General features: G+C 45.8%; 14 protein-coding genes. 10 read left to right on the plus strand and 4 right to left on the minus strand.

Translation table 11 applies throughout. From position 1 onward, the window contains the following. From infB to lepA, 9 genes are all read left to right on the plus strand, one after another. Nucleotides 1–2,469 carry a translation initiation factor IF-2 gene (gene infB, locus JUE95_RS00100; protein WP_203648259.1) on the plus strand — a complete coding sequence of 823 codons (2,469 nt, stop codon included), beginning with the start codon at nucleotides 1–3 and terminating at the stop codon, nucleotides 2,467–2,469. A gap of 23 nt (nucleotides 2,470–2,492) precedes the next feature. Then, on the plus strand, nucleotides 2,493–2,852 hold the full coding sequence (gene rbfA, locus JUE95_RS00105; RefSeq protein WP_203648260.1) for a 30S ribosome-binding factor RbfA: 360 nt from the start codon (nucleotides 2,493–2,495) through the stop codon (nucleotides 2,850–2,852). Nucleotides 2,853–2,965: 113 nt separating this feature from the next. Next, the gene (gene truB / locus JUE95_RS00110; protein WP_203648261.1) at nucleotides 2,966–3,865 is read left to right on the plus strand and encodes a tRNA pseudouridine(55) synthase TruB; all 900 of its coding nucleotides are present in this window, start codon (nucleotides 2,966–2,968) and stop codon (nucleotides 3,863–3,865) included. A gap of 17 nt (nucleotides 3,866–3,882) precedes the next feature. Then, a complete protein-coding gene (gene ribF, locus JUE95_RS00115; RefSeq protein WP_203648262.1) occupies nucleotides 3,883–4,848 on the plus strand; it encodes a riboflavin biosynthesis protein RibF in 966 nt (321 codons plus the stop codon). 105 nt (nucleotides 4,849–4,953) lie between these two features. Beyond that, nucleotides 4,954–5,997: a heat-inducible transcriptional repressor HrcA gene (gene hrcA, locus JUE95_RS00120; protein ID WP_203648264.1), complete on the plus strand. Its 1,044-nt coding sequence runs from the start codon at nucleotides 4,954–4,956 to the stop codon at nucleotides 5,995–5,997. Nucleotides 5,998–6,012: 15 nt separating this feature from the next. Then, complete coding sequence (gene grpE / locus JUE95_RS00125) at nucleotides 6,013–6,654, plus strand: nucleotide exchange factor GrpE (protein WP_203648266.1); 642 nt, start codon at nucleotides 6,013–6,015, stop codon at nucleotides 6,652–6,654. A 45-nt stretch (nucleotides 6,655–6,699) separates the two neighbouring features. Then, nucleotides 6,700–8,589: a molecular chaperone DnaK gene (dnaK, locus tag JUE95_RS00130; protein WP_203648268.1), complete on the plus strand. Its 1,890-nt coding sequence runs from the start codon at nucleotides 6,700–6,702 to the stop codon at nucleotides 8,587–8,589. Nucleotides 8,590–8,792: 203 nt separating this feature from the next. Continuing rightward, on the plus strand, nucleotides 8,793–9,947 hold the full coding sequence (gene dnaJ / locus JUE95_RS00135; RefSeq protein WP_203648270.1) for a molecular chaperone DnaJ: 1,155 nt from the start codon (nucleotides 8,793–8,795) through the stop codon (nucleotides 9,945–9,947). 173 nt (nucleotides 9,948–10,120) lie between these two features. Next, entirely contained in the window at nucleotides 10,121–11,959 is a 1,839-nt protein-coding gene (gene lepA / locus JUE95_RS00140) for a translation elongation factor 4 (RefSeq protein WP_203648272.1), read from the plus strand. Nucleotides 11,960–12,074: 115 nt separating this feature from the next. Here the strand turns inward: lepA and JUE95_RS00145 are convergent, their stop codons facing one another. Beyond that, nucleotides 12,075–13,292 carry a DNA/RNA non-specific endonuclease gene (locus tag JUE95_RS00145; RefSeq protein WP_203648273.1) on the minus strand — a complete coding sequence of 406 codons (1,218 nt, stop codon included), beginning with the start codon at nucleotides 13,290–13,292 and terminating at the stop codon, nucleotides 12,075–12,077. A 248-nt stretch (nucleotides 13,293–13,540) separates the two neighbouring features. On the opposite strand from JUE95_RS00145, the gene JUE95_RS00150 reads away from it, so the two are divergent. Beyond that, nucleotides 13,541–13,864 (plus strand): thioredoxin family protein, encoded by a 324-nt coding sequence (locus JUE95_RS00150; protein ID WP_203648275.1) that lies wholly within the window; start codon nucleotides 13,541–13,543, stop codon nucleotides 13,862–13,864. 65 nt (nucleotides 13,865–13,929) lie between these two features. On the opposite strand, the gene JUE95_RS00155 is transcribed toward JUE95_RS00150, so the two are convergent. The 3 genes from JUE95_RS00155 to JUE95_RS00165 form a co-directional block, all read right to left on the minus strand. Next, nucleotides 13,930–14,124 (minus strand): hypothetical protein, encoded by a 195-nt coding sequence (locus JUE95_RS00155; protein WP_203648276.1) that lies wholly within the window; start codon nucleotides 14,122–14,124, stop codon nucleotides 13,930–13,932. Between the two features lie 2 nt (nucleotides 14,125–14,126). Then, nucleotides 14,127–15,020 carry a DegV family protein gene (gene fakB / locus JUE95_RS00160; protein WP_203648278.1) on the minus strand — a complete coding sequence of 298 codons (894 nt, stop codon included), beginning with the start codon at nucleotides 15,018–15,020 and terminating at the stop codon, nucleotides 14,127–14,129. Nucleotides 15,021–15,116: 96 nt separating this feature from the next. Beyond that, a complete protein-coding gene (locus tag JUE95_RS00165; protein WP_203648280.1) occupies nucleotides 15,117–16,028 on the minus strand; it encodes a magnesium transporter CorA family protein in 912 nt (303 codons plus the stop codon). Nucleotides 16,029–16,152: the final 124 nt, after the last annotated feature.

The raw sequence follows: 16,152 nt of genomic DNA on the forward strand, positions 1-16,152 counted from the left end.
ATGGGCAAAAAGCGAATTTACGAATTAGCTAAAGAACTCAACGTCTCAAGTAAAGCCATTCTTGATAAAGCACAAGAAAAGGGCTTCGACGTTAAAAATCATATGTCATCATTAGGAAGTAACGAGGAACGCCAATTGCGAGAAACTTTTTCAAACAAGGGTAGCAAAACGACTACCAGTAATAAGAGCCAGTCAGCTCAGACTAAGCCAGCTCATTCAGCACAGTCTGCCAAGCCAGCTCAGAACCGTGATCATCATCAAAGTACTAGTAGCAGCCAAACCGCACATAACCGGTCGCAGTCTAACAGCAGCAACCATTCAAATGGTCAGAACCATTCCAATGCTAACCGCAGTCAGTCCAGTAACCGGAATCAGTCGACTAACCATAGTCAATCGACTAATCGCGGTCAGTCTAACAACCGGTCGCAATCTAGTAACAGCAACCGGTCACAGTCGAACAACAATAACCGCAGTCAAAACAGCAACCACTCGCAAAGCAACGGTAGCAGCAACAATTCTAACCGTGGCGGATCAGGGCGTTTTGGCGGCAGTTTAAACAGCGGTAATGGCCGTAACAGCCGGAATAACCGCAACAACCGGAACAATAACCGACGTCGCAATAACTTTGCTAAGAAGTACAGCAAGAAGAACCAACGGATCAAGGAAACCAATCACCAAAAGGGTGCTCCTGAACGGAAGAACAAAGCGTTACCAGAAACGTTGGTCTACCAAGTTGGGATGAATGCTCAAGATCTTGGTAAGATTCTTCACCGTGAACCAGCTGAAATCGTTAAGAAGCTGTTCATGCTGGGCGTAATGGCTAACCAAAACCAGTCACTGGATAAGGATACGATTGAGATCTTAGCAACTGATTACGGGATTGATGCCAAAGAAAAGGTTGAAGTCGACGTTGCCGATATTGATAAGACTTTTGAAGAAGAGTCTAAGAATACCGACCACCTTGAATCCCGGCCACCAGTTGTTACCATCATGGGTCACGTTGACCATGGTAAGACAACGCTGCTTGACCACTTACGGCATTCTCATATCACTGCTGGCGAAGCCGGCGGGATCACGCAAGCCATCGGTGCTTACCAAGTCAAGCATAAGGGTAAGACGATTACCTTCCTGGATACCCCAGGACACGCGGCCTTTACAGAAATGCGGGCTCGTGGTGCTGATATTACTGATATCACCATTTTGGTGGTTGCTGCCGATGATGGTGTGATGCCTCAAACCATTGAAGCCATTCACCATGCACAGGCTGCTAAGACGCCAATTATTGTGGCCGTTAACAAGATTGATAAACCGGGCGCTAACCCGAACCACGTCATGGAACAGCTGACCGAATACGGTTTGATTCCTGAAGACTGGGGCGGCGACACGATCTTTGTCCAAATTTCAGCCAAGTTCGGTAAGAACATTGATGAACTTTTGGATATGATCCTCTTACAATCTGAAGTGATGGAATTAAAGGCTAACCCACAGCAGCACGCTGCTGGCTCAGTGATTGAAGCTAAGCTGGACCAAGGTAAGGGTTCCGTTGCAACCTTGCTGATTCAGCAAGGTACCATGCATACTGGTGATCCAATCGTGGTTGGTAATACCTTTGGTAAAGTTCGGACCATGGAAAACGAAAATGGTAAGGAAATTAAAAAAGCCTTGCCTTCCACTCCAGTTGAAATTACTGGTCTGAGCGACGTGCCAGAAGCCGGTGATCGATTCGTTGTCTTCGACGATGAAAAGACCGCTCGTGCAGCTGGTGAAGAGCGGGCCAAGAACGCCTTGATGGAAGAACGTCGCACTAAGAACACAGTGACCCTTGATAACCTCTTTGATACGATGAAAGAAGGGGAAATGAAGGAAGTTGATGTCATTATTAAAGCTGACGTTCAAGGTTCCGTTGAAGCATTGGCTAACAGTCTGAAGAAGATCGAAGTTGAGGGTGTGCGTGTTAACATCATCCATACAGCTGTTGGTGCCATTAACGAAAGTGATGTTACCTTGGCTGAAGCAAGTAACGCGATCATCATCGGGTTCAATGTTCGGCCAACACCACAAGCTAAATCACAAGCTGACCAAGACAACGTGGACATTCGTTTGCACCGGGTTATCTATAACGCTATCGATGAAATCGAACACGCCATGAAGGGTAAGCTTGAACCAACTTATAAAGAAGAAGTCATCGGCGAAGTTGAAGTCCGTGATATCTTCAAAGCCTCTAAAGTTGGGACGATTGCCGGTGGAATGGTCACTGATGGTCATATTTCAAGGGACAGCAAGGTTCGCTTGCTCCGTGATTCAGTGGTTGTTTACGAAGGTGAATTGGGCAGTCTGAAGCGCTTTAAGGATGACGTTAATGACGTTAAGCAAGGTCATGAATTAGGATTGACCATTGAAAACTACAACGACATTAAAGTCGGTGATGTCATTGAAGCTTACGTGATGAAGGAAGTTCCAATAGAATAGAGAGCTAACGAGGTGTTAGATATATGGCACATTATCGTGTAGGACGGCTTGAACAAGAAATTCAGCGGGAAGTTAACGATATCTTGCTGAAACGAGTTCGCGATCCGCGAGTACAGGATGTTACCGTTACGGGTGTCACCGTTACTGGTGATTATCAACAAGCAACGATTTATTACAGTATCTTGTCTGATAAAGCTTCTGATGGTGAAAAAACCGCTCAGGGATTAACTAAAGCAACTGGATTGATCCGTAGTGAATTAGGTTCCCGTTTGAATATCTTCAAGGTACCGGAACTCACATTTGAACGTGATGAATCCGTCCAATATGGGAGTCACATCGATGAATTACTCAACAAATTACATCGGGAAGACTCTAATCTTTAAATCAAAAAGCCGGCCGCAGAAATTTCTGCGGCCGGCTTTTTTCGTGTCGTTATGGGGTCCTCACGTGATATAATAGCAAAGTTAGACAGTTTATACGAAACGGAGCGGTCGTAATGGATGGCATTATTCCACTATATAAAGAGCGCGGCATGACGAGTCATGACTGCGTGAACCATGTACGAAAGATTCTTCATATGAAAAAGGTTGGTCATTCCGGCACGTTGGATCCTAACGTGGATGGTGTCTTGCCTATCTGTGTGGGCAGCGCAACGAAGGTTGTGGATTATTTAATGACCCACAAAAAGGTTTACCGCGGCAGTGTCACGTTAGGCTTTGCGACTGAAACGGAGGATTTGGATGGCGCTGAAGTGAAGCGAGTTGCCATGACCGAACCGGTTCCAGACAAGCAAATTGACACGATTATGGCAGGGATGGTCGGTGAGCTGTCACAGGTACCGCCAATGTACTCGGCGGTGAAGGTGAACGGTCGCAAACTTTACGAGTACGCGCGTTCCGGCCAAAGCGTCGAGCGCCCCGTTCGAACCGTTACGATCAAGGCCTTTAAGCGGACTAGTGACAGTCAGTTTGATGCCGCAGCTGGCACACAGCGGTTTGATTTTGAAGTTGCCTGCACTAAGGGGACTTACGTGCGGACGTTAGCCGTTCAAATTGGGACGGATTTAGGTTTGCCAGCTGTAATGTCGTCGCTGACCCGGGTTGAATCTGGTGGTTTTACCATCGACGAAACCGTGTCATTAGACACACTGCGGGAGCAAATCGCTAACGATGACGTTGACTTTCTTTATCCAATTGACCGGGTGTTAAGTCAGTATCCAACAATTGAGATTTCAGATGAAATTTGGTCGGTTGTGAAAAACGGCGTCTGGTTATTGCCAGATGAAGTGAATACGGATGCAACGATCATTTCGCTGAAATATCAGGGCCAGATCAAGTGTTTGTATCAGCGTGTTAAAAATCGTTATAAACCATTAAAAATGTTTAGTACTAAGTAGAAAGTTGGGACGATAATATGCGAGTCATTCAAATTCATCATCCATTAAAAGCGGCTGACGTCATCGATCAGCCGGTTGTTTTGGCAATGGGCTTTTTTGATGGTGTCCATCTGGGCCATCAGGCGGTGATCAACCGTGCTCGCGCCATTGCGGATGAGCGAGGGCTGGCACTAGCGGTGCTAACCTACGACCACCATCCCGCACTGGTTTACCAAAAATTAAGTCCGGAACGAAACCGTTATTTGACGGTCAACGCCAGGAAAATGGCACTTTTTGAGCAGTTGGGTGTCGACATTGTTTATCAAATCAACTTCGCCAGCCAGTTTGCTGCCCAAACACCGCAGGAATTTGTCGATCACTATCTGATTGCCTTTCACGCTCAAGTGGTGGTGGCCGGTTATGATCACACGTACGGGCCGAAAGATGTGGCAACTATGGATCGGTTGCCGGAATATGCCAAGGGCCGGTTTGAAATCGTCACCGTGAGGGAAAAAGAGCTGCAGGCGCAAAAAATTGGGTCTTCCCGTATTCGCCGTAACCTGGATCAGGGTGATATTAGAACCGTCAATTCTTTGCTGGGTTACCGGTATCAAACCACTGGTACGGTGATGCACGGCGAAGCCCGTGGTCGGACTCTGGGTTTTCCAACGGCTAATATTAGTCACGATGCGAAATACTGGTTACCCGGTATCGGTGTCTATGTAACCCGTGTCAAAGTGAACGGCAAGTGGTACCCAGCTATGACCTCAATAGGACGTAATATTACCTTTGGTGAGGGCCGGCCAGTGACCGTGGAGGCTTACCTATTAGACTTTAAGGAAGCCATTTACGGCGAAATTGTGACCGTTGAGTGGGATTACCGGCTGCGTGGCGAAGTAAAGTTTGATTCCGTTGATGGGTTAGTTCAACAGTTAAAACAGGATGCTGAAGATACAAAAGACTATTTTAAAACGCATCCAATCACCAAATTAGCACTCGAATGAATTAATTGCTAAAAAAGTTAGCTGAATGCTTGACTTAAAAAACAGCGTTTGATACATTATATATGTGTCTTAGCACTTGAGTAACTTGAGTGCTAAAAAGAGGTGATGATCACGTTAACGGACAGACAGAATATGATTTTAAAAGCGATTGTTCGCGATTATACGAGCAGTGGCGTTCCTGTGGGTTCTAAGGCGCTAGCAGCACAGTTACCGATGCATGTCAGTTCAGCAACCGTGCGTAACGAAATGGCCGCTTTGGAAGAGCTGGGTTTGATTGCTAAGACCCATTCTTCCTCTGGCCGAATTCCTTCGGTAAAGGGCTATCGTTATTACGTGGATCATTTGGTTCAGCCGGATCCAATCAAAGCCAACGACATTGATATCATCAAGTCTTCACTTGAAGGTCAATTTTTAAAAATTGACGAGATTATTGAAACATCGGCGAAAATTTTATCGAATTTAACGTCATATACCGCTTTCTCACTCAAACCGGAACATAAACAAAGCCGGTTGAGTGGATTTCGGTTAGTCCCGTTGGGTAAGCGGCAAGTGATGGCCGTCTTGGTGACTGATAATGGCGATGTTGAATCGCAAACGTTCAACATTACTACGAAGATCACCGGTGACCAGCTTGAGGCTGTGGTACGTCTGATTAACGATCAGTTGATCGGTAAGCCCTTGGACGAAGTGCTGAGTGCGCTGAAGTCTGATATTCCAATGCAGGTTGCACATTATTTGCAGCAGCCTGAAGGATTTTTGAAAGTGTTTGGCGACGTTTTGACAAAGGCTGCTCAGGAGCGGTTCTACGTTGGCGGTCGTTTGAACCTGCTGAATTTCTCAGACAATAATGACGTAGATGAATTGAAGTCGTTGTATACCTTAATGGATCATAATGATGATATGGCTGACGTTTTAGGTCAGCCTACCGATCACATTCAGGTGAAGATTGGCAGCGAGATTACCAACGATATTTTGAAGGACTACAGTTTAATTACTGCCACCTACGAAGCTGGTGACCATGGCAAAGGTGTGATTGCACTGCTGGGGCCGACCCGGATGCCATATTCGCGGATGATTGGCTTAGTTGGTGCTTTCCGGCAGGAGCTAGCGCAACGGCTCATCGATTATTATCGCTATTTTGATCAGTAGTAAAGGGGTGTTATAGTGGCTGAAGATAAGACAAACCAAGCAGCAAAAAGCGCAGCGGACAAGCAAAAAGACACGCGAAAGTCCGCTGAGCAAGGCGCAAAGGCTAACAAGCAACAACCAAAGGCTGACGCTTCTAAGTCAGCTGATCAATCAGCCCCAGCGGGAGATAAGAAGTCCGCAGGTAAGGATGCTTTGGCAAAGGCTCTCGCACAGGTCGATAGCTTGCAAAAGCAGTTAGACAAGACTTCTGATCAATATCTGCGCGCTGAAGCTGAGATTCAAAATATTCAAAATCGTAACAAAAAGGATCAAGCTGCATTGATAAAGTATGATGGTCAGCAATTGGCACACGATATTTTACCAGCACTGGATAATCTGGAGCGTGCGCTGAGCACGCCAGTTGAAGGTGAGCAAGCCGAATCCCTAAAAAAGGGAATTGAAATGGTTCAAAAGCATTTGATGGATGCACTGACCAGTAATGGTGTGACTGAAATCAAGGCTGAAGGCGAAAAGTTCGATCCGAATATTCACCAAGCTGTCCAAACGGTTCCGGCAGAGTCGGATGATCAAAAAGATCACGTTGCTAAGGTTCTGCAAAAGGGTTACCGCTTGAAGGATCGGGTTCTCCGTCCGGCAATGGTAATGGTTGCGCAATAACGCAATCGCTTGAATCAAACTTAAAATAAAGAGGGTAAATTATTCATGGCAAGTAATAAAATTATTGGTATTGACTTAGGTACTACAAACTCAGCAGTCGCTGTTCTTGAAGGTAAAGAACCTAAAATTATTCCTAACCCAGAGGGTGGCCGTACAACACCTTCTGTTGTAGCGTTCAAAGATGGCAAGCCATCCGTTGGTGCCGTCGCTAAGCGTCAGGCAATCACTAACCCTAACACGGTTTCTTCAATTAAGAGCCATATGGGTGAAGCAGGTTACAAGGTTAACATCGAAGGCAAGGATTACACGCCAGAACAAATTTCTGCTTACATTTTGCAGTACATCAAAGACTTTGCTGAAGATTATATTGGCGACAAGGTAACTCAAGCTGTTATCACTGTGCCAGCTTACTTTAACGATTCTCAGCGTCAAGCCACTAAGGATGCCGGTAAGATTGCTGGCTTGGATGTTAAGCGGATCATTAACGAACCGACCGCTTCTTCATTAGCCTATGGTCTTGATAAGAAAGATGCTGATGAAAAGATCTTGGTTTATGACCTTGGTGGTGGGACATTTGATGTTTCCATCCTTGATTTAGGTGATGGCGTGTTCGATGTGCTTTCTACCAACGGTGATACCCACCTTGGTGGTGATGACTTCGATAAGCGTATTATGGATTGGTTAATCAAACAGTTCAAAGATGATAACGGCATTGATCTTTCCAAAGATAAGATGGCTATGCAACGTCTGAAGGAAGCTTCTGAAAAGGCCAAGAAGGACTTGTCAGGTGTTACTGAAACGCAGATCAGCCTGCCATTTATCTCAGCTGGTGACAATGGCCCACTTCACTTGGAGACCACTTTGACCCGTGCTAAGTTCAACGAATTGACTTCCGACTTAGTTGAAAAGACCCGGGTACCAGTTGAAAACGCCTTGAAGGATGCCAAATTATCAGCCGACGACGTTGATGTGGTTATCTTAAACGGTGGTTCAACTCGGATTCCGGCCGTTCAAGAAGCCGTTAAGAAGTGGACTGGTAAGGAACCTAACCACTCAATCAACCCTGATGAAGCCGTTGCTTTAGGTGCTGCTATTCAAGGCGGTGTCTTGACTGGTGATGTTAAGGACGTTGTTTTGCTTGATGTTACGCCATTGTCACTTGGTATTGAAACCATGGGTGGGGTCTTCACTAAGCTGATCGACCGTAACACGACGATTCCAACCAGCAAGTCACAAGTCTTCAGTACCGCTGCTGATAACCAACCAGCCGTTGATATTCACGTGCTGCAAGGTGAACGGCCAATGGCTGCTGACAACAAGACTTTGGGTAACTTCCAGCTGACTGACATTCCAGCTGCACCTCGTGGTGTTCCTCAGATCGAAGTCACCTTTGATATTGACCGTAACGGTATCGTTAACGTTTCGGCCAAGGATAAGGGAACTGGCAAGGAACAAAAGATTACCATCAAGAGTTCCGGTGGCTTGTCAGACGAAGAAGTCGACAAGATGATGAAGGAAGCCAAAGAAAACGAAGAGGCCGACAAGAAGCGTAAAGAAGAAGCCGACTTGAAGAACGAAGTTGACCAATTACTCTTCACTGTTGACAAGACTTTGGATGAAGTTAAGGGTAAGGTTTCCGATGACGAAATCAAGAAGGCTAAGGATGCACGTGATGCTCTGAAGAAGGCCCAAGATGATAACAACGTTGAAGAAATGAAGACTAAGAAGGATGACTTGAACAAGATCGTCCAAGACCTTTCAGTTAAACTTTATCAACAAGCTCAAGACCAAAAGGGTGCTGCCGGTGGTGCCGATGCTAAGGGTGCTGATGGTGCTAAAGCCGATGGCCAATCAGGCAAGACTGATGATGGCAAGGGCGACGGCAAGACCTTTGACGGTGACTTCTCAGAAGTTAATGATGACGACAAAAAGTAATGATTAACTAGATAGCAAACAGGAAGTCAAGGCTCAAACGCGGGCTTTGGCTTTTTGTTTTGGTGGAATTATGCTATTCTACTTGAGTGAACGATTATTGGTATAAATGATTATTTAAAATAAATACAATCATTTAATAGGCCAAGTGCATTGCAACTGATTTAAAAACAGACGCAGGCAATGCTTACTTTTAGGAGGTTAACATGGCTGGTAAAGATTATTATGAAGTGCTTGGGGTCTCTAAAGATGCATCCCAAGCTGAAATTAAAAAGGCCTACCGCCAATTATCAAAGAAGTACCATCCAGATATTAACAAGGCGCCTGGTGCTGAAGAGAAATTTAAGGAGATCACTGAGGCTTATGAAGTCTTAAGTGACGAACAAAAGCGCTCAAACTACGATCAATACGGTTCGGCTGATGGTCCGCAAGGCTTTGGCGGCGCTGGTGCTGGCGGAGCCGGTGGTTTCGGCGGTTTCGGTGACGCCGGTGGTTTCGGCGGTGGCGGTTTCGAAGACATTTTCAATTCCTTCTTTGGTGGCGGCGGTCGCAGCCGTAACCCTAACGCGCCACAGCCAGGACGTGATTTGCAGTACGAAATGACGTTGACATTTGAAGAAGCGATTTTTGGTAAGAAGACCAAGATCAAGTACAGTCGTCAAGCACAATGTCATACCTGTCACGGTAGTGGTGCTAAACCAGGTACTAGCCCAGAGACCTGCCATAACTGTGGCGGTTCTGGCTATGTGACTACTGAAACCAATACCCCACTGGGTCGGATGCGCAGTCAGCAAGTCTGCCCCGTATGTCATGGGACCGGTAAAGAAATTAAGGAAAAGTGCCCAACTTGTGGCGGTTCAGGTCACGAGGAAGAGCGGCATGAAGTTGAAGTCAACATCCCAGCTGGGGTGGATGACGGTCAGCAAATGCGGCTTCAAAATCAGGGTGAAGCGGGCGAGAACGGTGGCCCTTACGGCGATTTGTTCATTCTGTTTAACGTCAAGCCAAGCAAGGTGTTCAAGCGTGATGGTTCCGATATTTACTTGGATAAAGACATTAGCTTTACTCAAGCTGCCCTTGGTGACGAGATTAACGTTCAGACAGTTCATGGTAACGTCAAACTAAAGATTCCAGCTGGAACGCAAACTGGTTCTGTCTTTCGTTTGAAGGGTAAAGGTGCACCGCGTCTTCGTGGTAACGGTAACGGTGACCAACGAGTGACCGTTAACATCGTGACGCCGAAGAACCTGAACAAGGGTCAAAAGATGGCCTTAAAGGCATATGCTGAGGCCAGTGGTGAAAAAGTTGGCAATGGCAAAGGACATTTCTTTGACAAGATGAAAGATGCATTTGATAATTAGTTCAGCAGAGTGATGACCACATCCTCTAACGGACAGTAAAAAGCCGCATGGTTGATCATTAACCAGGCGACTTTTTGATGTTTCGGCGTAAATTTTTACCAGCGTAGGTGGGATTGCCCTGTTTCTGTTATAATAGCTAATATGTTTGAAATTAAAAGGTAGGAGAATTGCAAATGGATCTTGAACAAATGAAGGCACACCAACGGGATATCCGGAATTTTTCAATTGTCGCTCATATCGATCACGGTAAGTCGACGCTAGCTGATCGCATTTTGGAAATGACGGATACCGTTGCCAAGCGTGATATGCAAGACCAAATCCTAGATAATATGGACCTTGAACGGGAACGTGGGATTACGATCAAATTAAACGCCGTTGAACTGACTTATGATGCTAAAGACGGCCATACTTATGAGTTTCACCTGATTGACACTCCGGGACACGTGGACTTTTCGTATGAGGTTTCACGGAGCTTAGCGGCCTGTGAAGGCGCGGTGTTAGTAGTGGACGCTGCCCAAGGTGTGGAAGCCCAGACGTTGGCCAACGTTTATTTGGCAATCGATGATAATCTGGAAATCCTGCCGGTAATCAACAAAATTGATTTGCCGTCAGCAGAACCTGAAAAGGTCCGTAAAGAAATTGAAGACGTGATCGGTATCGATGCTTCGGATGCTGTCATGGCCAGTGCCAAAAAGGGGATTGGCATCGAAGATTTGCTGGAACAGATCGTCCATAAAGTCCCGGCGCCAGATGGTGATTTGGAAGCACCATTGCGGGCATTAGTCTTCGACTCAATTTACGATGATTATCGCGGTGTGGTTTTAAGTGTCCGCTTATTTGAAGGCACCGTTAAGCCTGGCGATAAGATTCGGCTGATGAACTCTGGTGCTGAGTATGAAGTCACTGAAGTTGGGGTTAACTCACCTAAACCGCTTAAACGTGATCAATTGATTGCCGGTGAAGTCGGTTATATCACTGCCAGCATAAAGGATATTGAAGATACCCGAGTGGGTGACACGGTGACTAACGCAGCAGATCCAGCAGACAAGCCGCTGCCAGGTTACCGGGAAATGGAACCGATGGTGTATGCTGGACTTTATCCCACTGATAATGCCAAATATGAAGATCTGCGAGAAGCTTTGGAAAAGTTAAAGCTAAACGACGCCGCGCTTCGATTTGAACCAGAATCATCACAGGCTTTGGGTTTTGGTTTTCGTTGCGGTTTCTTAGGTATGCTGCATATGGATGTCGTTCAGGAGCGACTGGAACGTGAATTTAACCTTGACCTGATCACCACAGCACCATCCGTTACTTATCGGGCCAACCTCACTGACGGGACCGTTAAAGAAGTTGAAAACCCGTCTGAGATGCCGGATGTTGCGGCCATTAAAACGATTGAGGAGCCCTTTGTTAAAGCGACCATTATGACGCCTAACGACTATGTTGGCGCGGTCATGGAACTTTGCCAACGGAAGCGTGGCCAGTTCGTTACAATGGAATATTTGGACGATTACCGGGTCAATGTGATCTATAAGATGCCGCTTTCCGAAATTATCTTTGATTTCTTCGATAAACTGAAATCTTCTACTAAGGGTTATGCTTCGTTGGACTACGAACTAGACGGTTATCGTGAAAGTGATTTGGTTAAAATTGATATTTTGCTGAACGGCGACAAAGTTGATGCGCTGAGTTTCATTTCTCACCGCCAGTTCGCCGAGAAGCGTGGCCGTGACATTGCCACTAAGTTAAAGAAAATTATTCCGCGGCAAAACTTTGAAATTCCGATTCAAGCGGCGATTGGTGCTAAGATCATCGCTCGAACGACCATTAAAGCTTACCGGAAAGACGTTACTGCGCGGATTCATACCGGGGATCCTGACCGGCGTGCGAAGTTGCTGGAGAAGCAAAAGCGTGGTAAGGAGCGGATGAAGTCCGTGGGAACGGTTGATATTCCGCAAGAAGCCTTCATGGCGGTACTGCAAACGGACGAAGAAGAAAATAATAGTAAGTAATTTTGATAGCAAAGTAAAAAAGCAGCTAGGCGCGGTTGGATCTAGGTGCTTTTTACGTGGTACAAAAAAGCCGCCAGCGAAATGCTGACGGTTTCAGTTGAACTTATTTTAACTGTTAAGGCTGGGCGTATTCGTTACCGCGAATGGCTTCAGTAGCACCATTTGCCTGTGCTTGGGTTCTAGGTTCATAAGTATAATTACCAGGGTTGGTTACCCGGGTGTAGTACTTATGACTTTCAGAGACAAAGACGTAGCCTGATTTGGCCACGTGCCATTTACTGGAAGTGGTGGTCTGATGGCTTGTAGTTGAGTGTTTAGTTGAGCCGGTCGAACCTGTATTGTAATGGCGCTTGTACGTGGTCGTCGTGTTACGGCGGTATGGTTTGGCATTATTAGCACCAGTATTGTAGTTGATCTTGATGCCTTCAGCATCGTTAATAACGGCAATCTCAGTGTTGATCGTGCCATCAGAAGACTTAATATCAACCAGTGAGCCGCGGGGAATACTCTCGTTGCCCTTGTAAATGGGCGTGGTTTGATACGCAACGGTTTGATGGGTGCCAGGATGGCTGGTCCAGTAGTTTTCAACGGTTTCTTCACCGTAACGCATGCCGCCGTCTTGGTCGGCACCGACATTTTGCGGCCGGGTACCGGTAGTAAAGTTGTTGACGGAGGTGTATGACTTGGTTCCTAGTAAACTATCACCGATGGAGTGGCTGCGGTTCCAAAGATAACCGTGATAGGTCCGACCAGTTGAAGCGTAAGAAATCGCCACAATTGGATTATAACTTGGCCAGGCGTATGGTTCTAACGGATCACCTTGGCGACCGCCCCTAGAGGACGCATATTCCTGATAGGTGAGTTTAGCCCGGGCAATGGCTGGCCGTTGCTGTGAATCTGTGGAAAAACGGTAGTGACCGGCAGAAATGGTACTGAAGCCGGTGAGATGAGCTTTACCCACGTGCCAGTAGTAATTACCAGTTGGACCGGCTGATTTTTTATCCGTGTAGCTGACCAGCTTGTCTAAAACGCTGGCGTGGCTTTGGCGCTTTGATTGGTGTGCTTTCGGCTTAGTATTGTGATGAACCGCCTTAGTGTGGTGGCTAGATTCAGAACCAGTATCTTTGAGCTCAGTTCGGCTATTGGATTGATCGTTTGCCGATTTACTAGTTGAATGATTGCCAGAAGAACCGACCATCACCAAACTAATAATAAATAAGATTAGTACGCTTAAGCCCAAATGTTTAATTGGCCGGTGCTTAAAACGGCGGATTGCCCAGTACGCAAATAAAATGATACTGATAAGCAGTAAGAAACCACCTAATGAAGACATGGTATGTACCCTCCTAAAATAGAAATAACAGAATAAGCAATAAATGATTACTATTCCAATATAGCAAGTCTATCGGCCCTTTACCAATATTAATTTATATCATTTCATGTATTACGAGGGAAAGGATGGGTACTGTTTTAAAGGTTTAAATGATATCCCTTGTTAATTAGACAGATTTATCTCAAAAACGCTAATGGCAACGGTAGGAGTAATTTGCATTATAATGGGTTTAAAGGAGGCGGACTCGGATGGAACTAATCAAACCAATTCAAGATATTACCTATGAGCAGGAAACCCAAAATGGGTTGGTACTCATTGATTTTCGCTCCGACTGGTGTCCGCCCTGTACGGCAGTGGACCGCGTTTTAGTGCATTTAGCATCTGATACAAGATTTGCTCTGCAAGTAAAATTTACTTCGCTGACGGTGAACCGACAGCCACTGATTGCACGGGCGTTAGGCGTTCAAAGTACGCCAACGGTGATCCTGAAGAAAAACGGTCAGATTGTGGACGCCGTCATTGGTGCTCGCTCATTGACTGAATTTGAGACGCTGATTATCAAGCATCTTTAATTTAAGGCAAACAAATAGAAGCTAACTGCCAAAGCGGGCAAGCTAGCTTCTATTTAACGTACAGGTTAATGTTTTAAACGCGGCAGAATCTGTTTTTGAATAAATTTTAATAATTGCTGGTACTCTGCCTCATTTTTCGGTGTTGGTAATTGTGAAAAGTCGAAGTCTGGATGATTTAAATCATGGTTGAGTGCCACCACAAAGTCGTGTCGGGAAAGGTAATTCGTGTCTCCCTTGGACCCAACGGAGAAAAAGTTCATTGTTAAGCCTTCTTTCCGTGAGTTGCGGTTTCCGGCCACCGTTCCCAATCATAGTCCCAAAGCAGTGCCATGGTGCCGGCACCAACGTGAACGCCAATTACCGGGCCAATTTCACTATGTGCAATGTTGACATCGGGGTACTGCTGATCTAAATCCGCGGACCATTCCTGCTGCAGTTCGGCATTATTGGCGTCGATGATGGTTAAACGCAGCGGGTAATCGGCTTGCTCGTACGCTGCTTGGAACTTCTGTTTAATGCGCTGGTAAGCACGGCGCATAGTGCGTTCCTTTTCAATGGCCACAATTTGTGCCTGGTCGTTAAACGTCAGGATCGGTTTGATTCGCAGCAGACTGCCAACCATGCTTGATGCGTTGGATAAGCGGCCAGTGCGGACAAGGTGGGACAGGTCATCCACCACGAAGTAGGCATCGATAGTGTCACGTAACCGAGTTAATGCCGAAATGATTTCTTCCGGCGTGCGGCCAGCCTGCACCAGTTTGGCTGCCAGCATGACTAGATCGGCCTCACCGGCTGAAGCAATCCGTGAATCAAAGGGATAGACCTTGATGTTGGTGACGTTAGGTAAGTAATTCACTAAATTACTATAAAAAGTGGTGATTCCAGATGACAAGTGAATACTGATGACAGCATCGTAGCCCTCATCAGCCAGCTGATCATACATGGTCTGCATCTGACCGAGTGTCACCTGAGTGGTGGTTGGCATCTGCGAGTCAGTTTTTAAACGCTGGTAAAATTCACTGGTTGTGATTTCGACGTTATCTAGATAAGTTTGATGGCCGAAAATGACGGTTATCGGAACCACGTGAATGTTGTTATCCGTTATCTGTTTTGGTGTTAAATAACTAGCTGAGTCAGTCACAACGGCAATTTTCATTACTTAGGCTCCTTTATGGTTTGAGAGAGTTAAATCTTTAAGAGCATATCAAAGACGTGTGCGGTTCGCAATCGCATCAGAGAAAATTTTAAAAGATTATAACCGGTGGTGCATTTTGAAAACCAGCAGCAGCCAGATAATTAGGCCAATGGATAAGCCGATGACCATGATCCAGGCACTGCTGAAACGTTCAAAGGGCAGCTTCACGTTCATGCCGAAGAATCCAGTTACAATGGTCGGTACCGCCATGGTCAGCGACCAGATAGTCAAGAACTTCATCGTATCGTTCAAATTGTTATTGATGATACTATCAAAGGTATCGGTAATGCGGTTGACCACCTGTTCTTCATTTTCAATCATGTGCAGCACCTGGTCTGATTCAATGGAAACGTCCTCCAGCAAATCGTTTTCAATACTGGAATTATTCACGCCAAAGTAAGTCCGTGGAATCCGGGCGAACAGGTCGTTATTAGACTCAACGCCGCTATTGAAGAAAGTCAGTGTTTGCCCCAAGTAAGACAGGGCCACTAAATTGGAGTTCTTCGCGTCCTTATTCAGCATTTTATCCAGTTGATTACGTTGCTTAGTCACAAATTTAACAATCGGAATATAGCTATCTACCAGGTCAAACATTGATTCCAAAATAAAGGCGGAAGTGGTTGTGATGTCCGCGTCATTCGCTGATTTTTGGAAGGCGGCTTTCACAAAGTTTAAGCGGCTTTCATTAAAGGTAAAAAGGACACCCTGATGGATTAAGAAACCAACAGGCCGTGTAATATAGCGTGGTGCCTGGGTATTTTTAAGCTGATAGGGTACCAGAACGATCATCAGCTGCTGGTTGTTGGCCGGATCATAAACGTAATTGGCGGTTTCATCTTTATCAGTAACATAAGTAATAATATCGTCGGTAATGCCGTATTCAGCCATGAGTTCTTGCTGTTCGGCTTCCGTTAAGGCCGTTGTTTCAACCCAATCAAAGCCGTTTAAATGTTTGGTTGGCTCAATCATAAGTAAATTTCCTCGTTAGTTTCTAATTTAAAAGCGTTTATGGTTCCAGAATACTATTTCCATGGTTAAAAGCAAGCGTCAGGGATAAGGGCTGCCAACGATAAAAAATGGCCAAATATTTAAT

It is taken from the genome of Secundilactobacillus yichangensis (assembly GCF_016861565.1).
GTDB classification, from domain to species: domain Bacteria; phylum Bacillota; class Bacilli; order Lactobacillales; family Lactobacillaceae; genus Secundilactobacillus; species Secundilactobacillus yichangensis.